The organism is Pseudomonas sp. FP453, assembly GCF_030687495.1.
Taxonomy (GTDB): Bacteria; Pseudomonadota; Gammaproteobacteria; order Pseudomonadales; family Pseudomonadaceae; genus Aquipseudomonas.
The window spans coordinates 3,786,809-3,809,699 of record NZ_CP117435.1 but is presented as its reverse complement, the minus strand read 5'-3'; the positions used below and the strand labels follow the sequence as shown (position 1 = coordinate 3,809,699).

General features: G+C 63.0%; 11 protein-coding genes and 3 pseudogenes. 5 read left to right on the top strand and 9 right to left on the bottom strand.

Annotation, left to right across the window (positions count from 1 at the left end; genetic code table 11):
- Positions 1 to 109: 109 nt before the first annotated feature.
- Positions 110 to 1,442, bottom strand: a pseudogene (locus PSH87_RS17075) (substrate-binding domain-containing protein).
- Positions 1,443 to 1,641: 199 nt separating this feature from the next.
- On the bottom strand, positions 1,642 to 2,454 hold the full coding sequence (gene xthA, locus PSH87_RS17070; protein WP_017737720.1) for an exodeoxyribonuclease III: 813 nt from the start codon (positions 2,452 to 2,454) through the stop codon (positions 1,642 to 1,644).
- 170 nt (positions 2,455 to 2,624) lie between these two features.
- On the opposite strand from xthA, the gene PSH87_RS17065 reads away from it, so the two are divergent.
- The 3 genes and pseudogenes from PSH87_RS17065 (at position 2,625) to PSH87_RS17055 (ending at position 8,737) form a co-directional block, all read left to right on the top strand.
- Positions 2,625 to 3,275 (top strand): N-acetyltransferase, encoded by a 651-nt coding sequence (locus PSH87_RS17065; RefSeq protein ID WP_305430351.1) that lies wholly within the window; start codon positions 2,625 to 2,627, stop codon positions 3,273 to 3,275.
- 64 nt (positions 3,276 to 3,339) lie between these two features.
- Complete coding sequence (locus PSH87_RS17060; RefSeq protein WP_305430349.1) at positions 3,340 to 5,067, top strand: autotransporter assembly complex family protein; 1,728 nt, start codon at positions 3,340 to 3,342, stop codon at positions 5,065 to 5,067.
- Positions 5,064 to 8,737 (top strand): annotated as a pseudogene (locus PSH87_RS17055) (translocation/assembly module TamB domain-containing protein). Before PSH87_RS17060 ends, PSH87_RS17055 begins: the two are co-directional and overlap by 4 nt.
- Before the next feature lie 124 nt (positions 8,738 to 8,861).
- On the opposite strand, the pseudogene PSH87_RS17050 reads toward PSH87_RS17055, so the two are convergent.
- From PSH87_RS17050 to PSH87_RS17020, 7 genes and pseudogenes are all read right to left on the bottom strand, one after another.
- Positions 8,862 to 11,348, bottom strand: a pseudogene (locus tag PSH87_RS17050) (fimbria/pilus outer membrane usher protein).
- Positions 11,349 to 11,433: 85 nt separating this feature from the next.
- Entirely contained in the window at positions 11,434 to 12,177 is a 744-nt protein-coding gene (locus PSH87_RS17045) for a molecular chaperone (RefSeq protein ID WP_305430347.1), read from the bottom strand.
- 71 nt (positions 12,178 to 12,248) lie between these two features.
- Positions 12,249 to 12,836 carry a fimbrial protein gene (locus PSH87_RS17040; protein WP_305430345.1) on the bottom strand — a complete coding sequence of 196 codons (588 nt, stop codon included), beginning with the start codon at positions 12,834 to 12,836 and terminating at the stop codon, positions 12,249 to 12,251.
- Positions 12,837 to 12,934: 98 nt separating this feature from the next.
- Positions 12,935 to 13,582 carry a response regulator gene (locus PSH87_RS17035; RefSeq protein WP_305430343.1) on the bottom strand — a complete coding sequence of 216 codons (648 nt, stop codon included), beginning with the start codon at positions 13,580 to 13,582 and terminating at the stop codon, positions 12,935 to 12,937.
- 21 nt (positions 13,583 to 13,603) lie between these two features.
- Positions 13,604 to 16,759 carry a hybrid sensor histidine kinase/response regulator gene (locus PSH87_RS17030; protein WP_305430341.1) on the bottom strand — a complete coding sequence of 1,052 codons (3,156 nt, stop codon included), beginning with the start codon at positions 16,757 to 16,759 and terminating at the stop codon, positions 13,604 to 13,606.
- 68 nt (positions 16,760 to 16,827) lie between these two features.
- Positions 16,828 to 18,015 carry an EAL domain-containing protein gene (locus PSH87_RS17025; protein ID WP_017734197.1) on the bottom strand — a complete coding sequence of 396 codons (1,188 nt, stop codon included), beginning with the start codon at positions 18,013 to 18,015 and terminating at the stop codon, positions 16,828 to 16,830.
- On the bottom strand, positions 18,002 to 20,803 hold the full coding sequence (locus PSH87_RS17020) for an ATP-binding protein (RefSeq protein WP_305430339.1): 2,802 nt from the start codon (positions 20,801 to 20,803) through the stop codon (positions 18,002 to 18,004). Before PSH87_RS17020 ends, PSH87_RS17025 begins: the two co-directional genes overlap by 14 nt.
- Before the next feature lie 163 nt (positions 20,804 to 20,966).
- Here PSH87_RS17020 and PSH87_RS17015 point away from each other — a divergent pair, with 163 nt between their 5' ends.
- Together PSH87_RS17015 and PSH87_RS17010 are read left to right on the top strand one after the other, a co-directional pair.
- Positions 20,967 to 21,440, top strand: coding sequence for a MarR family winged helix-turn-helix transcriptional regulator (locus PSH87_RS17015; protein ID WP_017734195.1), 474 nt, complete (start codon positions 20,967 to 20,969; stop codon positions 21,438 to 21,440).
- Positions 21,437 to 22,888, top strand: a complete 1,452-nt coding sequence (locus PSH87_RS17010; RefSeq protein WP_305430338.1) for an efflux transporter outer membrane subunit — start codon at positions 21,437 to 21,439, stop codon at positions 22,886 to 22,888. The genes PSH87_RS17015 and PSH87_RS17010 overlap by 4 nt, the downstream gene beginning before the upstream one ends.
- The last annotated feature ends 3 nt before the right edge of the window (positions 22,889 to 22,891 follow it).

The following is a 22,891-nucleotide window of genomic DNA, read 5'->3' as shown; positions in this document are numbered from 1 at the left end:
CTGCATCGCGGGCAAGCCCGCTCCCACATTTTGAATGTGTTCACAAATCAAAGTGTGGGAGCGGGCTTGCCCGCGATGAGGCCAGTCGCCACAACCCAACCCCCAAGCCTCAGTACACCCAAACCTCCACCCGCCGATTCTTGATCCGGCCCTCATCCGCCGTATTCGCCGCCACCGGCATCTGCGCACCAAACCCGCGAATATCCCTCGGCACCACACCGCTCTTGACCAACTCGCGCCGCACCGCCATGCCGCGCAATTTCGACAGCAACGCCGCCCGCTGCGGATCATCCTTGGCATCGCCAAACCCCACCAGCGTGACCTGCCGGTCGAGCTTGTCATGGCCTTTCAAATACGCCACCACCCGTTGCAAATCCTGGCGGGCCTTGTTGTCGAGGCTGGCGCTGCCTTCTTCGAAGCGAAAGTTCACGGTCAAGCGCTGGGCCTCGCGGGCGATGCCTTGATAGTCCTCAGGCATCGACGAACGTGGCTCCACGGCCATCGCCTGCACCTGCTGCGCAATAAACCCGCTGGCCGCGACAATCGCCTGGCCCTTGCTGCTCTGGGTAAAGTCCACCAGCGCCTTGGCCCACGGGTTGTGGCTGGACGGCGGCAGGTAGAAAAACAACCGCCGCGACAGCGGGTAATCTTCGGTGGCAATCAAGCTGTTCAACGGCAGCATCGGCTGCGAATCACCGTCGACAATCGCCACCGCCTTGGCCTGGCGCACGTAGGGCAGGCCGATAAAACCAATGCCTTGCGGGTCCTGGCTGACCGCATCTGACAACGCTTCGCTGGACTCGAAGCGTTTGGCCGTCGCCGCCAGCGGTTTGCCGCGCAGGCGCAGCACCAGTTCCTTGAAAGTGTCGTAGGTGCCGGACTGGTCATCGCGCGCATATAAATGAATGTTTCCGCCGACACCGCCCAGGGCTTCCCAGGTGCTGATCTCGCCATTGAAGATCTGCGCCAGTTGTTCGGTGTTCAGGGTGGTCAACGGGTTTTGCGGGTTGAGGATGATGGCGAGGCCATCGATGGCGATCACTTGTTCGGCGTCGGGGCTTTTCAGGTCGCCGAGGGGTTCGAGGTCTACCAGTTCACTGTCTTTGATCGGGGCGGGAGGACGCCGCCAGGTCGGCAGAGGATTTTTTCAACGCGGTGAAACCGGTGCTGGAACCATGGGCGGCGACTTCGATGCTGACGATCTTGCCCTGGCGCGTCTTGCCGACCACGCGCTGTTCGTTGGCGCCTTGTGCCGGTTCGCTGTGTACCGCCTGCAAGCCCTGATGCTCCAGCAGCCCCTTGACCAGCGCCGGCCCGAGCGCCGCGCCAATGGTGTTGGAACCCTGGATGCGCAATGCAGGGCCTTGATCGGGAACGGGCAGGGAGGCAGCAACGGCGGACAGGGGAAACAGGACCAGCAGGAACAGAACGCGCAGCCTCATGCCGGCACCTTCTCAAGCCAAAGGGAGTGCCGCGAGAATAAGTCAGTAAGGTTTCAGCAATATGACTGATGCTCAGCAGATCAAAATGTGGGAGCGGGCTTGCCCGCGATAGCGGTGTATCAGCCAAGTATCTGGTGACTGACCCACTGCAATCGCGGGCAAGCCCGCTCCCACAGTTTTGATTGGGTAGAACCTGGGATCAGCTCAGCTCAAGCCAGATCGGCGCATGATCAGACGGCTTTTCCAACCCCCGCAATTCATAATCCACCCCCGCATCCTTGACCCGTGGCAGCAAGCCATTGGACGCCAAAATCACGTCAATCCGCAGCCCACGCTTGGGCTCGTCCTCAAACCCACGGCTGCGGTAGTCAAACCAGCTGAAACGGTCGGCCACGTCCGGGTTCAGGTGACGGAAGCTGTCCACCAGGCCCCAGTTTTTCAGGCGCGCCATCCACTCACGCTCTTCCGGCAGGAAGCTGCACTTGCCGGTTTTCAGCCAGCGCTTGGCGTTGTCGGCGCCGATGCCGATGTCGATGTCTTCCGGGGAGATGTTGATATCGCCCATCACCACCACCGGCTGGTCATTGCTGAACTGGCTTTCCAGCAACTGTTGCAGGTCTTCGTAGAAGCGCTTCTTCGCCGGGAACTTGGTCGGATGGTCGCGGCTTTCACCTTGTGGGAAATAGCCGTTCATGATGGTGATCGGGTTACCGTTTTCGTCGGCGAACGTGCCCCAGATAAAGCGACGCTGGGCGTCTTCTTCATCGCTGGCGAAACCCTTGTGCAGGCTCAACGCCGGTTGGCGCGAGAGCAGGGCGACGCCGTAGTGGCCTTTTTGCCCGTGGTAGTACACGTGATAGCCAAGGGCCTGCACTTCGGCCAGGGGGAACTGGTCGTCGTGGACCTTGGTTTCTTGCAGGCCGATCACGTCCGGTTGGTGCTTCTCGATCAGTGCCGCCAGCTGATGAGGGCGGGCGCGCAGCCCGTTGATATTGAAGGAGACGATTTTCATGGTCGGCAGTCCAGTCTTGGCAAAAGGGCGATGCTAGCCGACAAGTCGGACGGGGGCCAGCGTGGCGGTAGGGCACTTGCACTGCTAATGTCTGGGAACGACTGGAGTCGCGTAGGTTCGTACCCATAAGAACGCCATCCTTTTCAGTGGCGCCCAGGGAGATCAACTGTATGCCGGACACGTCCACTGCCACCGCCGAAATCCGCCTGCTCAACAGCGGCTATTCCCGCGAGGCCCGCTCCCTGTTGTACCAGGCCTATCGGCACGAGCCGACGTTCGCCTACATCTTCGAGGCCGAACGCCCAGGTTATGAACAACGTGTGCGCGCCACTGTGCGTGAACTGGTCAAGCAGCATTTCTTCCAGAAACTTCCCGCCATTGGCCTGTTCGTCAACGACCGCCTGATCGGCATCGCCCTGATTGCGCCGCCGCAACGCCGCCTGGGGATTACCGAGAGTTGGGCCTGGCAACTGCGCATGTGGCTGAGCACCGGCGTGCGTGGTACCCGGCGTTACCTGGACTACCATCACGCGGTGCTGGCGTGCCTGCCCGGCGAGGCGGTGCATATGCTGCCGCTGCTGGGCATTCACCCGCAGTTCCAGGGCAAGCACTACGGTGAGCAACTGCTGGAGGCGGTGCACAACTGGTGTGCCGAAGACCCGCATTCGTCCGGCGTGGTCTTGGACACGGGGAATTCTCGCTATCTGGAATTCTATAAACGCCAGGGCTACGAGGAGATCGGTGAAGTCGCCGTAGGACCGATCCTGGAGCATGTGTTTTTCCACGCCAATCCACAGCGGTTACATGCTGCAACGCCTTGATCCAGAATTATTCAGATAAATCCGGGTTCAAAGAATCTCCCCGGCTCGTGTAGCATCCCCGCCTATGAAGTTTCCAGGAAGATGTACCAGCGGCTTGATTCTGCTGTTCACAAGCTGCGGCGCCTTGGCGCAAAGCGAATTGGACGTGCGGATCAAACCCTCAAACGACGCGTTGAAAGCCAACATCGAAGGCTATATCGGCGGGGTGGGCGATCGTGATGAAGAAGCGTTGCTGCGGTTCAGCCGTGGCGCCGAGGAGCAGGCGCGCAAAGCGGCCCAGGCCCTGGGCTTCTATCAGCCACAGATCGAGAGTGACGTGAAGGGCGGCAAGAACCCGCGCCTGATCCTCACCATCGACCCCGGCGAGCCGGTGCATTTGCGCAACGTGACCATTCGTGTGGACGGCCAGGCCGCCAACCTCAAGGCGTTTCGCGTGCCCACCAGCGACGACCTCAAATCCGGCGCCGTGCTCAACCACGGCCATTACGAAGACGCCAAGCGTCTGATCCAGAACCAGGCCTCGCGCTACGGCTTTTTCAGCGGGCGCTTTACCAGCCAGAAACTCGCGGTGGACCCGCAGGCGGGTGTGGCCGATATCGAACTGATCTACGACAGCGGCCCGCGCTACACCTTGGGCCAGGTCAACTTCAAGGGCGACACGCCGTTTGATGACGAACTGCTGCAACGCATGGTGCCGTTCAAAAGTGGCGCGCCCTACGACTCCGAACTGATCGCCGAACTCAACCAGAACCTGCAAGCCAGCGGTTTTTTCGAAGGCGTGCGCGTGGACGCCGCGCCCGCCGCTTCAACCAACGATGTGATCCCGGTGGCCGTGCAACTGCAAACCCGCAAGCCGCGCACCATGGGCCTGGGCCTGGGCTACTCGACCGACGTCGGCCCGCGCGGCAAGGCGAACTGGACCCGGCACTGGGTCAACCCGCAGGGCCACAGTTATGGCTGGGAGGCCGAACTGTCGGCGCCGCGCCAGAACGTCGGCCTGTGGTACGACGTGCCGCTGGACCCACCGCTCACCGACAAACTGCGCTTCGCCGGCGGTTACCAGAACGAAGAACTGGCCAACACCGACACCCTGAGCAAATTGCTCACCCTCGGCCCCGAATGGCACAGCAAGTTGCCCAGCGGCTGGACCCGGGTGATCTCGCTCAAGTACCAACGCGAAGAATATCGCCTGGGCAACGACTCCGGCCTCAGTAACCTGGTGATGCCGGGCATCAGCTATTCCTACCTGCGCAGCGACAACCGCATCGACCCGCATAACGGCTACCGCCTGCAATTTGATTCCAAGGTGGCCAAGGAGGGCCTCGGCTCCGACACCAACCTGCTGTACGGCACGGCCATGGTCAAAGGCCTGACCACCTTGTGGGACAACCATCGCTTCCTCGCCCGCGCCCAGGTGGGCGGCAGTGCCACCAATGGCTACAAATCGGTGCCGCCGTCGCTGCGTTTCTTTGCCGGTGGCGACCAGAGCGTGCGCGGCTACGAGTACCAGACCCTGTCACCCGAGAACGACCGGGGTGACCGCATTGGTGGCCGCTACATGGTGGCCCTCAGCGCCGAGTATCAATATTCCATCGCCGAAAAATGGCGGATCGCAACGTTCATCGACCAGGGCAACTCGTTTAACACCCTGGAAATGCCCAGCTTGAAGACCGGCGTGGGCGTCGGTATCCGCTGGGTTTCGCCGGTGGGGCCGATCCGCCTCGACCTGGCGCATGCCCTCGAAGATCCGGGCGGCGTTCGATTGCACTTTTCCATGGGGCCTGAGTTGTGATGCGTGGTGTGAAAATAGCGGGGCTGGCCGTGGTGGCGATCCTCGCCGGGCTGGTGCTGGCATTGTGGGCGGTACTCGGCACCCAGGCGGGCAGCCGCTGGGCCTTGGGCCGTGTACCGGGCTTGAGCGTGGAGAATTTCCAGGGGCATTTGGGTGGGCGCTGGAGTGCCGATCACCTGCTGTGGCAACAGGACAGCAGCCGCGTCGAGCTGAAGGCACCGACATTGGATTGGTCGCCCGCGTGCCTGTTGCGCATGACCTTGTGCGTCAACCAACTGGACGTGGAGCAGGTCAGCCTGCAATTTCCACCCAGCACCGAGGAGAGCAGCGGGCCGATCCAATTGCCCGAGTTGAAACTGCCGGTGGCGATCCAGCTGGGCGACGTTCGCGTCGGCAGCCTGCTGTTCAACGGCAGCGAAGAACTCAAGGGCCTGCAACTGGCCGCGCACTGGACCGCCGCCGGCATGCAGATCGATGCAGTGCACCTGCAACGCGACGGTTTGGTCCTGGACCTGGCGGGCTTGCTGCAACCCACTGGCGACTGGCCATTGAGTGCCACCGGTAACCTGAGCCTGCCTTACGCGCCAGGCGGCGCGCCGTGGACGGTCGCGTTGAAGGTCGATGGCGACCTGCTCAAGACCCTCAAACTCGACGCCGACAGCAACGGCTACCTGCCCGCCAAGCTCAAAGGCGAGCTGCAACCCCTGGCGGACAACCTCCCGGCCGAACTGCACATCACCGCCGATGGCTTCAAAGCCAGCGCCGACCTGCCCGACACCCTGCAACTCAATCAACTGGACCTCACGGCCAAAGGCGACCTGAAAAGCGGTTACCAACTGCTGGGCAAGGCCGTGCTGCCTGCGGAAAAAGGTCCGGTGGACCTGCTGCTGCAAGGCCGGGTCGATGCCAAGGGCGCGCAGATCGCCGGCCTGGACCTGACCGCAAGCGATAAACAAAGCCTCAAGCTCACGGCCCAACTGGATTGGCAGCAAGGCTTCAGTGCCGACGCCAAGATCGCTTGGCTGGACTTTCCCTGGCACCGTCTGTATCCGCTGATCGACGAGCCGCAGGTGGCGTTGCGTACCTTCAATGGCGAGATTTCCTATAAAGACGGCAACTACCTGGGCAACCTCAAGGCCGATCTCGACGGCCCGGCCGGCAAGTTCAACGTGGTCACGCCGTTCAGTGGCGACCTCAAGCAAATCTTCCTGCCAGCTGAAACTCACCGCCGGCCAGGGCAAGGCCGAAGGCCACCTGAATGTGCAGTTCGCCGATGGCATCGCCTGGGACACCGCGCTGGACCTGTCGGCGCTGAACCCGGCGTACTGGGTCGCGGAACTGCCCGGCACCCTTGCCGGGCCGCTGCGCAGCAAGGGCGAATTGAAGAACGAGCAACTCAAGCTGAACGCCGACCTCGACCTCAAGGGCCGCCTGCGCGGGCAAAACCGCTGTGCTTGCGGCCAAGGCCGAAGGTGCCGGCGAACAATGGACCCTGGCCAACCTCGACATCCGCCTGGGCGACAACCGCATCAACGGCAGTGGCAGCCTGCAACAACGCCTGGCCGGGCAGATCGATATCAAGCTGGCGCGCCTGGCCCAGCTGTGGCCGCAGTTGCGCGGGCAAATCAATGGCCGTCTCGACGTCGCCGGCAGCCTCAAGGCGCCCCAAGGCAAGCTCGGCCTCAAGGGCCAGCAACTGGCGTTTGCCGACAATCGCCTGCAAAGCCTGAACCTCGACGCCACGCTGGACAGCGCCCAGCGCGCGAAGATCGACCTCAAGGGCAGCGGCATTCAAACCGGTGACACCCAGGTCGGCACCCTGACCGCCAGCGCCCAGGGCGATATCAAGAACCAGAAAGTCCAACTGGACCTGGCCGGCCCGCTGCTCAAGCTCGCCCTGGCATTGGACGGCAATCTCGACAAAGGCAACTGGCGCGGGCGCCTGGCCAGTGGCGACGTGCAAGCCGGTGGCCAGGACTGGAAGCTGCAAGCGCCGGCGAAAATCGACTACATGGCTGACGGCAAGCTGACGTTCTCTGCGCACTGCTGGGTGTCCGGCCCCGCCAGCCTGTGTGGTGAAGACCAGCGCCTGATGCCCGAGCCGAAGCTGCGTTACCACCTCAAGCAATTCCCCATCGAGAGCCTGGCGGCGTTTCTGCCCAAGGACTTCGCATGGCAAGGCAAGCTCAACGCCGACCTGCAACTGGACCTGCCCAGCAGCGGCCCCAAGGGCGTGGTCGCGGTGGACGCCAGCGGCGGCACCTTGCGTGTCAAGGACAAGGACCAGTGGCTGGACTTCCCGTATGACACCCTGAAGCTGGAAACCACCCTCAACCCCAAGCGCATCGACACCCAGCTGAACTTCCGTGGCGGCAAACTCGGCGAGCTGATGGTGCAGGCGCAGATCAACCCGCTGCCGAAGAACAAACCGATGACCGGCAATTTCAGCCTGGTCGGCCTCGACCTCGCCGTGGCGCGGCCGTTTGTGCCGATGGTGGAAACCCTCAGCGGCAAGCTCAATGGCAACGGGCGCATCAGCGGCGGCCTGCTGGCACCGCTGGTCAACGGCAATATCAACCTGGTGGGCGGCGAGATCTCCGGGCCTGAACTGCCCATCAGCCTCGAAGGCCTCAACGTGCAGGCGCTGATTGCCGGCGAGAGCGTGCAGCTCAACGGTGGCTGGCGCAGCGGCAAGGCCGGGCAGGGCAGTCTCAAGGGCCAGATCGACTGGGGCCGCGCCTTGGCGGTGGACCTCAGCCTGCAAGGCGCGCAACTGCCGGTCACGGTGGAACCCTATGCCGTGCTGGAAGTGGCGCCCGACCTGAAGATCAGCCTCAAGGACGACAAGCTGGCCATTGCCGGCAAGGTGCAGATCCCCCGCGGCGACATCACCGTGCGTGAGCTGCCGCCGTCCACCGTGAAGGTGTCCGATGACACGGTGATCGTCGGCAGCCAGACCGAAGAAGGCAAACCGGCGATGGCCATGGCCATGGACATCGATGTGGTGGTGGGCGAGGACAAGCTCAACTTCTCGGGCTTCGGCCTCACCGCCAAGGTGCAGGGCCATGTGCACATCGGCGACAACCTCGACACCCGTGGCGAGCTGTGGCTCAACGACGGCCGCTACCGCGCCTACGGCCAGAAGCTCGACGTGCGCCGCGCGCGCCTGTTGTTCGCCGGCCCCCTGGACCAGCCGTACCTGGACATCGAAGCGATCCGCAAGACCGACGACATCATCGCCGGTATCCGCCTGAGCGGCAGCGCCGAACAACCCACCACGCAAATCTTCTCCGAACCGGCCATGAGCCAGGAGCAGGCGTTGTCCTACCTGGTGCTGGGGCGTCCGCTGACCACCACCGGCGAAGACAATAATATGCTCGCCCAAGCCGCACTGGGTCTGGGCTTGATGGGCAGCGCCGGGGTCACGTCGGACCTGGCGAAGAACCTGGGTATCCAGGACTTTGAACTCGACACCCAAGGCAGCGGCACGACCACGGCGGTGGTGGCCAGCGGCAAGATCACCGAGAAACTCAGCCTGCGTTACGGGGTGGGGGTGTTTGAACCGGCGAGCACGATTGCGCTGCGGTATCTGTTGAGCAAGAAGGTGTATCTGGAAGTGGCGAGTGGCGTGGCCAGCTCGTTGGACATCTTCTACAAACGCGACTTCTAAGCCTTATGCAGTAAAAAATATGGGAGCTGGCTTGCCTGCGATAACGGTGTATCAGTCACTTAATACATGACTGATACACCGCTATCGCAGGCAAGCCAGCTCCCACAGTTGTTCAGTGGTGGTCTCAGGGTTGCGGGGCGCACCTCAAGTCCACCCGCTCATAGTTCAACGCCTTGTTGCGTTCCCCCAGCGCATAGCTCGCCCGGCACTGCTGCTCACCCCACTTGATCACCAACGTACCTGCATCCTGCTCGACCAAGGCCAGCGCCTTGCCGTTGGGATCGGAAATCGCCATCTGCTTGCCCGCACTGTCTTCCACTGAAGCACCAAACGGAATCGGCTGCTGCTTGGCATCGAACAGCGCGAATTGCACGCGGCGCCCGGTCTTGCTGACATAGCGCGCCACCACCACGGCACCGCGTCGCGGCACCACTTGTTGGGTGGCGTTGTCGATCTCGATATCGGCGCCCAGGTCGCGGGTGTCGAGGCTGATCCAGTTGACCCGATAGGGTTGCGCATTGGGTACCACCGCGTAGCCATTGCTGCCGGTCTTGGCCCCGGAAAAACTGCCGATGTTGACCCCGGTCACGCCTTCGACTTGCGCCAGGGCAAAGGTCTCGCCCACGGTTTGCCCCAGGTTTATCCCACCCGCGTGGCCGACCACCGAGCCGGCGACATTCAGGCTCTGCGAGTTGTACCCACGGCCCTGGCTGTAACTGGCACTGACATCCATCACCGAAGTGCGCGTGCTGAGATTGGCCGAGCCGGTGCTGCCGCCGGTGCTGCTGTTGCCGCCTTGCAGCGAGTAATAGGTGTCACTGTCGTCGGTCAGGTAGCCGTTGACGCCCACTTGGGTGGTGTCGTTGTTTTTCTACGTGCTGGAGGAAACAAACGCCCTCGGCGCGCGCGGGGTCGAGCCGAGCGGAAACGACAGCGACAGGTTGATCAGGGTGTCATTGTTCGACGGCCCGGCGTTGCCCACATCCTTGGTGTAGGTGGCGCCAACGTTGTAGCTAACCTGACCCCAATAGTTGCTGTAGCCCGCCGACAGGCTTTGCGAACCGCCACGGCTCCAGTAGCGCTGGTCGCTGGCGTTCACATAGACGCTGCCGTAATTCTGGTTGCGGCCAAGGCTCTGGTTGACGGTGAGGTCGGTGCGGGTTTTCGAGTTGCCGGTACGCCGTTGGCCGTCGCTGCTCAGTTCCTCGACGTGCTCGGTGAGGGTGCGATAGCCCTCGGTGGAGTAGCGGTAGGCCGCGAGGGTGAAGCTGGTGTCGGTGCCGGTAAACGTCTTGGCATACAACGCGCGCAGGCTGTTGCCCGTGACGGCCTGGCCGAAGGTACGGCTGGCGGAGTGGGTCATGTCCAGCGACACGGCGCCGATCGGCGTGTTGCGCCCGACACCCACGGACATCGCCTTGAAGTCCTGGCTGGCCTGCACGCCGACGATGCCGGACAAATTGCTGCTGATGCCGTAGGCCAGGGTGCTGCTGAAAAACTGCGGCGATTGTTGCCCGTCGCTGTTGCTGTTGTATTGGCCCGCCGACAGGCTGTAGTTGAGTTGGCCTTCGCGCACCATGATCGGCAGGCTGGAAAACGCCTGTACCGTGACCCGGCGGCTGCCATCGGCTTCGATCACGGTGATTTCAAGGTCGCCGTTGGAACCGCTGGGGTAGATGTCGCTGATCTCGAACGGGCCGGGCGGCACGTTGGCGGTGTAGAGAATGTAGTTGTTCTGGCGGATCTCCACGGTGGCGCTGGTTTGCGCGATACCGCGGATGATCGGCGCATAGCCGCGCTCGCTGTCAGCGCGCATGCCGTCGTCGGAGCCCAGCTTGACGCCGCGATAGCGCACGCTGTCGAACAGGTCGGCGTCGGAGAAAATATCCCCGGCGCTGAACTGGCCCTTCAACGCGGTCACGTCATGTTGCACGTAGCTGCGGTTGCTCTTGAACGTGCTGGGGCGGTCGGTGCTGCTGTTGAAGTTCGACTCGTTGCGCAAGCGCCAGCCGCCCAGGTTGATGCCGTTGCGCAGGCCGAGGTTGTTGGACAGGGTGTTTTGCCCCTCGGTGCTGTTGCGGTTGCTGCTCAACTGGTAGTTGATAAACGCCGCCGACACGCCGGCATCCCACAGCGCCGGGTCCACGTAGCCACGGCGGCCGCGCTCCATGGCGCTCTGCGGCACACTCACCAACAGGCGCAGGCGCGGCACGTCGTAGCGCACGCTGGCACCGGGGATCAAGGTGGGCAGGTCGAGGCAGGCCTCAGGGTCGCTGCCTTCGAGTTTGCCGCTGGCCTGTAGCTTGGCGATATCGACGCCCAGTTGTTGCACCATGTCCAGGGTCAGGCAGGCCTCGATCCTGCCGTTGCCGGGGTTGCGGCGGAAGTCGATATCGCGGCGGCCCACCAGGGTTTCGTTGCCATACAAGTCCACCCGGTAGTTACCGGGTAGGACGTTGCTGCTGGCCAACAAGGATTGCAGATCGACCGAGGAGGCCGCGCCTTGCAGAAAGGAAGTATTGAACTGTTCATCGCCGTCGGCCTGGCACGCGGTGCTGAAACCCAGGGCAACCAGCAGCGGCGACCATCCATTGCGCTTGATTAAAAACATGCAGGAACCCTATATCACCTCCGATACGAACTAACGGAGCGAAGAGAAATACAGTGAAAGTGCGCTTGCCAGAATGGCAGACGGGTTATGGCGATTCTTTATTCAAACTGGCGCGGCTGTCGGCGCTGCTTGAAAGTTGTGCGGTATAGCGGTCTTGTGCGCCATAGTCATTAATGCTGCTGAACAACAATGTGGGCGAACTGTCCCGGCTAAGTTGCTTGAGGCTGAACTCTTTTTGTTCGCCGGGCGCGATCATCATCGAATCAAAAGGATGTTCTTTGATGCCGCCGGCTTGCAGGGTGATTTCGGCAACCGACACGTGATACAGGCCCGGGTTGGTCACCACCAGCACCGGCTTGCCGGCACGTTCGGCCAGGCTCCACATCAGTTCGGTCGGTGCCAGGTAAGCCTCGCTCTGCAGGCCCGCTGGGCGGAAGAACACTTTGATGCGCTGGCGCACGGCAAGCTGCAAGGTGTTCTGCACTTTCGACGCCTGGGGGATTTCCTGCACGTTGAGCCACACCACCGATTCACGGTCGGAGGGCATGCCTGCGCCTTCGTAGATGACCCGCAACAGTTGTTGCTCCAGGCCATTGACCCGGGCCAGGGGCGGGGTGACGGCAAACGGTGCGTTCGGTGCGTTGTCGGTGTCGACCCATGACTGGATCAGCACTGCTTCGCCGTTGTTGCGCACGGTGATACCGGCTTCCTTGTGGCTGCCGTCAAAGATCAGGCGTGTGCTGCTCAATGAAATGCCAGCCGTGGCCTGACTGGCCGCGAGCAAGCCCAACAGGCCCATGCAGAGGGACAGTGTGTGACGTTTAAACATGATAACTACCGCGCTGTTTGATGAAAGTGCAGGGCCGCAAGGCCCTGCACTGCGCCTGGGGTTCGCGCGGTTTATTCGTATTGCAGGGTGAACGGCAGGGTCGCGTCGCCACGGCCGGCCACAGCCGTTGCAGCATCGGCGGTGGTGACGTAGGCAGCCGAGAATTTCAGCGTGGTGTTGCTGTCTTGCAGGGTGTTTTCGATCTTCGCGGTGGCAGGCGTGCTCAGGTCGATGAGTGCACCGTTGGCGTCGAGCAGGGCGATACCGACGTTCTTGGCGGCGCCCAGGCCGTCGATCAGTTTCAGTACCTTGGTGCCGGCCACAACACCCGAGCCTGCGCCTTTGGTTGGTTCGAACAGCATCGCCACTTTGGTGCCGGCGTTGCAGCTGATCTTCATGTCGAAGTTCTCGGAGCTCAGGGTGCCGCTGCCTTGCGGTGCGGTGGCGGTGCCCATGTCTTTGATCGACACTTCGCCCATGTTGACCGAGATGGTTTTGTTCAGGCCGATGCCTTCAACGGAGCAGGCATCGTTGTTGATGGAGCCGGTGAAGTTGATGGTGCCGCTACCGGCTTTGGTCGGTGTGCCAGGTTCGGCGGCGAACGCATGGCCAGCGGCGAAGATCGACAGGGCCATCAGTGTCCGAGAAAGCTGTTTCATGTTGTTTTTCCATACAGGGAGTTGAAACAACACGATATAGCGCGGGTGTTTAGTTGGACATAAGACGATCCTTAGAAGCTGAAGTGTTTGAATAAACGCTAGTTGAACAAGTTGCGCTCGATGCAATAAGCCAATAAGTCCCGGTCGCTGCTAACTTCTAACTTGCGCATCGCCGCCACTTTCTGAGTGCTGATGGTCTTGGCACTTCGGTTCAAGTTTCGGGCGATCTCATTGACACTTTGCCCGCCCACGAATAAACGCAGGATTTCATGTTCCTTGGGCGACAGCCGGGTAAAGCGTTCATTCAAGTCCGCGCCAGACTCGATCACCGATGTTGGCGCCGGCCCGCTGTGGCGAATCGGGTTGCCCCGGGCAATGGCCTTGAGCGCCGCCTGGATCTCGTCGTGCAACTGGTGCTTCTGGATCACCGCCAGCACCCCGAGTTCTTGCAGGCGCGTGAGGATCAGCGGGTTGGAGATCATGGTCAGCACCAGCACCCGCACGTGGGGGAAGTGCCGCGTCAGGTACTCCACCAGTTTCAGGCCGTCACCGTAGGGCGAATCGCCGGGCATGTTGAAGTCGGTGATCACCAGGTCCACGCGGGTGGACTCCAGCAGGCTGATCAACGCATTGGAGCACACGGCTTCGCCGACCACGCGAAAGCGCTCGTTACGCTCGATCAGCTCCCTGACCCCGACCAGTACGATGGGGTGATCGTCTGCGATGACAACGTTGAGGATTTCCATGGGTGTTTATCCAGAGTGAAATTATTCGAGGGCATCCAGCAAAGCATTGAGCTGGGCGAGGTTCTGCCGCACTTCCAGGGCCAGGGCCGGGGTGATGGCCATGCCGGTCAAGCGGCACTCCAACGCGACGAACGCCGACGTGGCCATGGCACCGGCCTGCACCGCGCCGAGGGCGCCGGCCATGCTGTGCAGGTGCTGGGCTACGCCGTTGGCATCGTTGAGGTTCATCGCCGCCAGCGTGGCGTGGACGTCCTGGCGCAGTGTGCTGACAAACAACTCACGCATTTTCGGCGACAGCTGTGGCAGTTCGACGGGCGCCGGCAGGGCGATCTGGCAATGTTGCTCCAACTGCGCGCGCAAGGTGGCCAGGTTCAATGGCTTGACCATCCAGGCGTTCATGCCGACGGCCGCGCAGCGCTCGCCCTCTTCGCGCAGGGCGTTGGCGGTGATGCCAATAATCGGCAGCGTCGTGTCCTGCTGGCGCAGGGCTTCGGTCAATTGGTAGCCGTTCATCACGGGCATGTTGACGTCGGTGAGGACCAGGTCGAACCGCCCCGGCAGCCATTGGGCCAGGGCCTGTTCGCCGTTGGCGGTCAGCGTCACCGCGCAGCCCAGGGCTTCCAGTTGCTCCTGGATAATCGCCGCGTTGATCGCGTTGTCTTCGGCCACCAGCACGTGCAGGTTCAGGTCGTGGCGCGTGGCCGACGGCGCGGGGCGGTTGGGGTGGGCGCCTTGCTGCACCAGGTCAATCGCCCAGGCGATTGCACGGATGTCATGGGCATCGACGGCCCAATCGGCACCCGTGCGTTGCGCGGGGTTCGGCCCGCCAGGTTCGGCGATGATGCGTGGTCCCGGCCAGGGTGGGCTGTTGGCGGCGGGCAGCAGGTCCACCAGCAACGCTGCGTCGGGCGCCGGTTCAGCCGTCACCAAGCGGCTGTCGAGGCCGAGGCGGTTGAGCCAGCCGGTGACGTGCTGCGCCAGTTCGGCGATGGGGGCGCGTACGTAGACGGCGGGTGCTCCTGCGCTGAACACGGGACAGTCAGCCAAATCGCCCGGCACCACTGGCAACGTGAGTTGCAGGGTGAAGCTGCTGCCCAGCCCGGGTTCGCTGACCAGGTTCAACTGGCCGTGCATCATGTCGCACAGCCATTTGCAGATCGCCAGGCCCAAGCCGGCGCCGGCCTGGCTGGTGGCATCGTTGACCTGATAGAACGGGTCGAACAGTTGTTGCTGTTGTTCCTGGGAAATACCCACGCCCGAGTCACTCACTTGCCACTGCAGGTTCACCTGGCCGTCCGCCTGTTCCGCCACCCTTACGCGCAACACCACGCGGCCGTAATCGGTGAACTTGATCGCGTTGCTCAGCAGGTTATTGAGGATCTGGCGAATGCGCAGCGGGTCGCCCCGCAACCGGTTGGGCAGCGCCGGATCGATGCAGGCATACAGTTGCAGGCCCTTGGCTTGGGCGAAGGCGCTGTAGGTGCGCACGCTGTCTTCGACCAGCGCCAGTGGGCAGAAGTCCTGGAGTTCAAGGGTCATCTGCCCGGCCTCGATCTTCGATACATCCAGCACGTCGCTGATCAGTTGAAACAAGGTGGCCGAGGAGCGCTGGATGGTGTGCAGGTAATCCTGCTGGCGCGGGGCGAGCGGGGTGAGGCCGAGCAACTCCAGGGTGCCCAGCACGCCATACAACGGGGTGCGGATTTCATGGCTCATGGTCGCCAGGAAGCGGCTTTTGGCCTGGTTCGCCGAGTCGGCGGCGTGGCGTGCCTCTTCCAGGGCGGCGGCGTCTTCGACATGCCGGGTCACATCATGCAGCGCACACAGCCAGGCATCCTGGCCCTGGTAACGGGTGGGCACGAAGGCCACGTGCAGGTGGCGGCCGTTGATCTCGAGGTGCGCCTGGCCGGGTTGGGTGGGCGGTTGTTGCTCGAGCAAGTCGATCAGTTGACGGGTGTCGTGCCACTGTTGGGCGCGTCTGTTTTCCAAGAGTACGCGGTGATCGTTGCGGCGGATCACGCACAAGCCGGTGGGCGCGGTGTCGATGACTGCGCGGCTGAACGCTTCGCTTTCGGCGATGCTGGCGTGTGCGTGCTGGGCGGGCAGTACCACCTCTGCGGTGTACCAGCGATTGACCACGCGGCCGCCGGCAAGCGCCGCCAGCACCAGGGCCACCAGGCCGAGCAAGGGCCACAAGGCGGAGTCGAGGAGGCTCGCCATACTGATGACGTAGATCGCCGTCCAGTGCTGCGCACCGGCACTGATCAGCTTGAACACCAGGCCGTCGCGGGTGAAGTTGACGCCTTCATGCAGCACCTGGCCAGGCGTGAGGCTGCCCGTCAGGACTGCGCCGGCGGGGGTGATCAAGGTGAACTCATCGTAGGTCGTCCACTGCATCAAGCGCTCGATGTTGTTGACGTGCGCCAGTTTCAGCAGCGACGCCACGAACACCCGGGGATTGGCGCCCTCGATGTCCAGCGCGGTCGACGTCAGGTTGATATCGACGTAGGCCAGCAGGGTCGGCGCGCCGCTGTCATCCGCGTAGGGTTGCCACTGCACCTGATGCGCTGGCGTGTTTTGCCCGGCCGGGCGCGTGTGCAGCGGGGCCATGGCCTCCACCAGCGTGCCGATCGCTATCTGCCCCGCGCCGCGCAAACGGCCGGCGGCAGGCACGGTCACGTCGTAGTTGTCCGGGCCATTGAGCAGGATCACCTGGGGCGACTGGTAGTGCGACGCCGCCCAGAACGCGCTGTAGTAGGCGGAAAGGTAGGTGCCGAGGGCGAAGACTTTGGGGTATTGGTCGGCGCCGATCTTGTCCGGGTTGATTTTCAAACTGTAGGGCAAGGAGAACGGCTGCCCTCGGCCTTCATAGATGTTTGGCCCCGCCTCGGGCAGCGGCTTTTGGATATACGGCGGCAGCAGGGTCGAGGGGTCCAGCTTGTCCTGGACACTTTCCCGCGCGATGTTCTGCAGGAAGACTTCCTGTTCCTGGATATTTTCCATCAGCCGCGCGAAGTGGAACTGGAAGGTGTCGTGCTGTTCATCAATCACACGCTGCACCCCCAGGTAACTGATGCCCAGCAACAGCAGGACCAGGGCGCCGAGCACCATCAGGCCTTTGTTCAGGCGCAACGAACTGCGCGCCAGTTTCTCCAGGAAGGCGTTGGGATGGGGCATTAGCGGGAGCAGCCTTTGGACACAATGACCTCGGTGGCAAGCGACGTACGTCAACAGCCTGCTGCGGGTCAATACACGTTCGCCGGCCCGTCATGGGTCAGCAATTGCTGGAATTGATCCGAAGACACGGCGTGGGAGATCAGGAAACCCTGGACCTGAGTGCAGTCGATCTTACGCAACAGCGCAAGTTCTTGCGCAGTTTCCACACCTTCGGCCACCACCGTCAGGCCCAATTGGCGCCCCAGGCTGACGATACTGGTGAGCGCCTGGGCCATTTCTTCGTTGGCATTGCAACCCTGCACCAGCGCGCGGTCGATCTTCAATTCGGTAAACGGCGCCGACACCAGGTTCATGTACGAACTGTAGCCCTTGCCAAAATCGTCCTGGGACAGGCCAAAGCCCTTGATGCGCAAACGGCAGGCGCCGGCGTAGAAGTTGCTGATGTCGTCGGGCACCGAGCATTCCATCAGTTCGAAGCAGATCCGCGCGGGCAGGCCCTCATGTGCGTGGACGAAGGCGAGGATGCGGTCCGGCAGGTCATGGCTGTTGAGCAGGTGGGTGGGCAGGTTGACCGAGACGGGGATGTCATAGCCCTCTTGGCGCCACAGGGCTTGGGCGGCGATGGCCTGTTCCAGTATCCGCCAGAGCAAACGCTCTTCGAGGTTAAAGGCGATCAGCGCGGGCAAGAACACCCCCGGCAGCAGCGTGCCGTGCTCGGGATGAATCCAGCGCACCAGCGCTTCGGCGGCGACGATGCGGCCATTGTTCAGGGCTTTCTTGGGTTGGAACCAGGCTTGCAGCTCACCGTTGTCCAAGGCGTTCAACAGGCTCTGGCGGTCAATGCCGGGCTGGGTCTCGGCCGGAGCCATATGGCGCAGCACCTGCAATTGGTCGATCAGGCAGCGCAGGGCGGCGGCATTCACCGGTTTGGAAATCAGCCCGATGACCTTCACTTGCAGGTTGCTTGCCACCAGGCTGGCGCCCATCAGCATGCGCCGGGAGGCGGCGCTCATGATCGCCAGCGCCGGTCGCGAGGGTTGCGCGGCCAGGCCCTGGATAAACTGCACGCCGTCCATGCCCGGCATCAGCAGGTCGGTGAGCACCAGGTCATAGTCGCGCTTTTTCAGGCAGGCCAAGGCTTCCTCGCCGTCCTTGGCGCACTCCAAGTGAAAATCCCCCAGCTCGTTGAACAGGTTCTGCAAATACAAGTGTTGGAAGGGGTGGTCTTCGACAATCAGGATGCTACAGGGCTTCATAAACGACTCGTTCGTAGGGAGCCAGGGCACTGAACAAGGCTCGCAGCGTAAAAGGTTTGACCAGGCACTGGTTCATGCCCGCCGCCAGGCACAAGGCATCCTCACCGCGCAGGGCGTTGGCGGTGGCGCCGATGATCGGGGTGGTGCAACCCAGGTTGCGCAGGGCTTCGGCCAGTTCGTAGCCGTTGAGCCTGGGCATGTTGACGTCGGTGAGCACGATGTCGAAGGCGCCGTCGTGCCAGCGTGACAAGGCTTCTTCACCGTCGCTGCTCAAGACCACGGTGCAGCCCAGCTCTTCGAGTTGGTCACGCAGGATCAGTTGGTTGATCACGTTGTCTTCGGCCACCAGGATGTGCAGGTGCAACGGGCGCAGGTCGCGTAGGTCGCCTGACGCTGACGGCAGGGCCACCTGGCCGCCCTGGGCTTGGTGAACCGCTTGGTGGATGGCGTGCAGGTCATTGAGGTTAACCTTCCAGCCGCCACCCGTGAATTGCGGTGCAAACCCACCCTCGCCGCTGGCGATCACCCGCGGGCCGTGCCAGGGCGCGCTGAAGGAGGATTCGATGGGGCCGGGATGCAGCTCCAGGAGCACGCCGTTGTCGGCCAGCGCCAGGCAGGACGACACGCCGATCTGCGGCCGGGCGCCCCAGCGGCGCAGCCAGCCACAGGCGCTCTCGGCCAGTTCGCGCACCGGCGAGATCACGTAGACGATCTCTGCCGCCAACTCGTTCAGGTGCGCAGCCGTAGCACTGGCGCAGGGTTGCTCCAACGGCAGGGTCAGGGAAAAACTGCTGCCCAGGCCGGGCTCGCTGACCGTGCGCAGCGTGCCGTTCATCAAGTGGGTCAGGCGCAGGCAGATGGGCAGGCCCAGGCCGGTGCCCGCTACCACGTTGGTGTTGCCTTCGGTCTGGTAGAACGGTTCGAAGATCAGCGCCTGGTCGGCCGGCGCGATGCCTTTGCCGGTGTCCGAGACTTGCCATTGCAGGCACACCCGCTCGCCTTCGCGGCTGAGCAGCTTGACCCGCAGCACCACGCGCCCGGAATCGGTGAACTTGACGGCGTTGCTCAGCAGGTTGTTGAGGATCTGCCGCACGCGGCTGACATCGCCGATCAGCCGTTCCGGCAAGTGCGGGTCGAGGCAGGCGTACAGTTGCAAACCCTTGCTGTGCGCGGCGGCGGCGTAGCCTTGTACCGCTTCCAGCACCAGCGCCGGTACGGAGAATTCGCTCAACTCCAGGGCCAGTTGCCCGGCTTCGATCTTGGACACGTCCAGCACATCGCAGATCAATTGCAACAGGGTCGCGGAGGAACCTTCGATGGCCCGCAGGTAGCTTTTCTGTTGCGCGTCCAGGCGCGTGCGGGCCAGCAGTTCCAGGGTACCGAGCACGCCGTAGAGCGGTGTGCGGATTTCATGGCTCATGGTCGCGAGGAACAGGGTCTTGGCTTCGTTGGCGGTGTCGGCGGCCTGGCGCGCCTGTTCCAGCGCCGCTTCGATCTGGGTGCGCGCGCTGATGTCGCTGAAGGCGCAGAGCAACACGTCTTCGCCTTTGTAGCGCGTGGGCGCGCAGCTCAGGTACAGATGGCGGCCATCGGCGGTCTCGAAGTAGTCCGTGAGGCACGGCGCGGTGGGATCGAAGGCACCATTGATCCAGCCGGCGCCGAGTTGCTCGCTGCTCTGGCCGAGCCAGTGTTGGGCCAGAGTGTTTTCCAGCACGACCTGGCCGTCGGTGCGACGCAGCACGCACAGCGCCACGGGGGCGGTCTGGATCACGTCGCGGCTGAACAGCTCGCTTTCCACCAGCGCCTGGATGCGGTGGATCGCGGGTGTGATAAAGCGGTGCTCCAGGCGCCGGGTCAGCAGGCACACCAGGCTGATGCTCAGCAGGCAGAACAGCAGCGCACCGCTGATTTGCGGCCACAAGGCCCAGAGCACCGCGCGCAGGTCGATGGAGTAGGTGAGTTGCCAGTCCGAGGATTTCAGCTGTTTGCGCAACACCAATTGCTCGGGCAACCAGCCGCTGCCGACAAAGCCGAAGAAGTCCTGTTGCCGCAGCAGCGGCAGGTGTTGCCCGGGCGGGGGGTTGTGGCTGTTGGTGAACAGCGGCATGCCCTGAGCATTGAACATGGTGAACTCGCCGGCGCTGTGGTCGTTCAGGGCATTGGAGACTTCGCGGTCGTCCATTTCCAGGCCGAGCCAGCCGGACTGCGGGTCGCGCTCGTCCAGGCGAATGAAGATGTACAACTGCGAGTGCCCGTCGCTGGCGTGGGTCAGCCAGAGTTCGCGCAAGGCGTCCTGATGCTTGAGGGCTTGCAGTTGGCCGAGCATCGCCGGCGGAAAGTCGGCCGCCGCCGGGGTGGTGTCGTATAGCCGCGACACCTGGGCTGCGGAGCTGACATAGAGCAGGTTGAGCTGCTTGGCCTGCAAATAATCGCGCATGCGCTGGGTCAGCCAGATGCTCCATTGCCGGCCCGGCGTATGCCCCAGCAGCAGGCGGATTTCTTCATCGGAGACCGGCAGGTTCAATTCGGCCTCTCGTGTGGCCGACAGGCTGAGGCTCTCCAGCAGCGCCTCGCGGGTGGTGAAAAAGGTATGCGCCTCGGCGATGGCGCTGCTCATGTAACTGCGCCGCTGGGAGACTTCATTGTTGAAGGTGAACAACAAAAAGCTGTACACGCCGCCGAGAATGCCCACCAGCAGCACCAGGGCAAACACGCGCAAGAGGCGGCGGGCGGCATAGGGCGTGGAAAGGACCGGACTGATCTGATGGAGGACGTTCTTTAATCGCATCCCGGCACTGTAGGGACGGGGGAGCGTGGGAGAAATCAGACGATCCTTAGAACCGTTCCGCTGAAATACCAAGCAAGCTAATTATTCCATTTGACATTCGCTGCCTAAGCAGTAACATCTCGTCACACATTCACTGCTTAGGCAGTAATAAGGTGACTTCCCAATGAAACACTTCACCCCCGACAACTTCCACAACTGCCACCTCGGCCTGTTGCTGGGCCGCGCCGCACTGCTCAAGGACCGGATTATCGACACCCATATGGAGCCGTACGGCATCACCGCCGCGCAGTTCAAGGTGCTGGTGATCATGGCGCTGTACGGCATCGACACCCCGGCCGAGCTGTGTCGCCACCTGTCCCTGGACAGCGGCTCGATGACCCGCATGCTCGACCGCCTGGAGCAGAAGGGCCTGCTCGAACGCCAACGTTCGGCCCAGGACCGCCGCCAAGTGCAGCTGGTGCTGACGGCCGAAGGCCAGAAACTGGCGGACACCTTGCCCCACGTCGGCACCGAAGCCCTGAATCAACTGGCCGGCTCCCTGGAACCTGGCGAACTGGCAGATCTGGAACGCATCCTCAAGAAAATTCTGATAGCCGCAGGTGACTCCATCACCCTGCTGCGGGTAGGTAAAGAATGAACACACGCGCCCTTTGCCTGGTACTGGTGGCCATGAGCATGGCCGGTTGCGCCAACTTCAGCGGCCTCGACACCCAGGGCCAGCGCCTCGACGCCAGCACCCTGCAAGCCGGTAAATCCTTGAGCGGCGTGACGCTGTCGCCCGCCGCCTGGCCGAGCGCCGACTGGTGGAAAAGCCTCGGCGACCCACAACTCGACGGCCTGATCGTTGAGGCCCTGCAAAACAGCCCGGACATGCAAGTGGCCAGTGCCCGCGCCCATCAGGCCGAAGCCGCGGCGTTTGCCGCCGATGCCGCACGCATGCCGACCCTGGACGCCAGCGCCGGTGTGAGCCGCTCGCGCCTGGCCAAGGACAAAGACCCGCTGGGGCAGGGCGATGCCTATGCCACCGTGCGTAATATCGGCGCCAGTTTCAGCTACAACTTCGACCTGTGGGGTGGCCAGCGCGCCGCCTGGGAAGCTGCGCTGGGCCAGGCCCGCGCCGCCGAAGTCGATCAGCAGGCCGCACGCCTGACCCTCGCCGCCAACGTGGCCAAGGCCTACAGCGACTTGGGCCAGGCGCATATCGTGCGTGACCTGGCCAATGACGATCTCAAGCGCACCCGGCAGATGCTCGACCTCGGCAAGCGTCGCCTGAACTCGGGCATCGACAGCCAGTACCAGTACCAGCAGACCGAAAGCCTGGAAGCCAGCTCGCAGTCGCAATTGATCGACGCGGAAAAACAACTGGCCAGCGCCAAGATCGCCCTGGCGGTGTTGCTCGGCAAAGGTCCCGACCGTGGCGGCGAGCTGAGCCGGCCCAACGTGCTCAAGCCTGGCGCCGTCGCCGTGCCGTCGGTACTGCCCGCCGAACTGCTTGGCCGGCGCCCCGACCTGATCGCGGCGCGCTGGCGTGTCGAGGCGGCGAGCAAGAACATCGTCGCAAGCAAAACCCGCTTCTACCCCAACCTCAACCTGAGCGCGAGCGCCGGGGCCGAGTCGTTGCTGGGGGATGCGATGTTTGGTTCGGCCAGCCGTTTCTTCAGCATCGCGCCGACCATCTCACTGCCGATCTTCGACGGCGGCCGCCTGCGCGCCGACCTCGATGCCCGCGACGCCGACTACGACCTGGCCGTGGCCCAGTACAACAAAACCCTGGTGCAAGCCTTGGGTGACATTGGCACCGCCATCACCCAATTGCGCGACACCGGCCGGCAGATCCAGGCCCAGCAACACGCCGCCGACATCGCCCAGCAGTCCTACGACACCGGCGTGCAGCGCTACAGCTCGGGCATCGGCAACTACCTGGATGTGCTGAGCATCGAGCAGCAATTGCTGCAGGCCCAGAGCCAGTTGGCAACGCTCAACGCGGCGCAGATCGATCTGTCGATTCAATTGATGCAGGCCCTGGGTGGCGGGTTCAACGCCGCAAATGTGGCAACGGCCACCCCAGCAACGCGTACGGAATAATTT

Excerpts from the sequence above, each read along its gene's own strand:
- xthA (WP_017737720.1), bottom strand. The coding sequence starts at position 2,454 with ATGAAAATCGTCTCCTTCAATATCAACGGGCTGCGCGCCCGCCCTCAT.
- PSH87_RS17065 (WP_305430351.1), top strand. The coding sequence starts at position 2,625 with ATGCCGGACACGTCCACTGCCACCGCCGAAATCCGCCTGCTCAACAGC.
- PSH87_RS17060 (WP_305430349.1), top strand. The coding sequence starts at position 3,340 with ATGAAGTTTCCAGGAAGATGTACCAGCGGCTTGATTCTGCTGTTCACA.
- PSH87_RS17045 (WP_305430347.1), bottom strand. The coding sequence starts at position 12,177 with ATGTTTAAACGTCACACACTGTCCCTCTGCATGGGCCTGTTGGGCTTG.
- PSH87_RS17040 (WP_305430345.1), bottom strand. The coding sequence starts at position 12,836 with ATGAAACAGCTTTCTCGGACACTGATGGCCCTGTCGATCTTCGCCGCT.
- PSH87_RS17035 (WP_305430343.1), bottom strand. The coding sequence starts at position 13,582 with ATGGAAATCCTCAACGTTGTCATCGCAGACGATCACCCCATCGTACTG.
- PSH87_RS17030 (WP_305430341.1), bottom strand. The coding sequence starts at position 16,759 with ATGCCCCATCCCAACGCCTTCCTGGAGAAACTGGCGCGCAGTTCGTTG.
- PSH87_RS17025 (WP_017734197.1), bottom strand. The coding sequence starts at position 18,015 with ATGAAGCCCTGTAGCATCCTGATTGTCGAAGACCACCCCTTCCAACAC.
- PSH87_RS17020 (WP_305430339.1), bottom strand. The coding sequence starts at position 20,803 with ATGCGATTAAAGAACGTCCTCCATCAGATCAGTCCGGTCCTTTCCACG.
- PSH87_RS17015 (WP_017734195.1), top strand. The coding sequence starts at position 20,967 with ATGAAACACTTCACCCCCGACAACTTCCACAACTGCCACCTCGGCCTG.
- PSH87_RS17010 (WP_305430338.1), top strand. The coding sequence starts at position 21,437 with ATGAACACACGCGCCCTTTGCCTGGTACTGGTGGCCATGAGCATGGCC.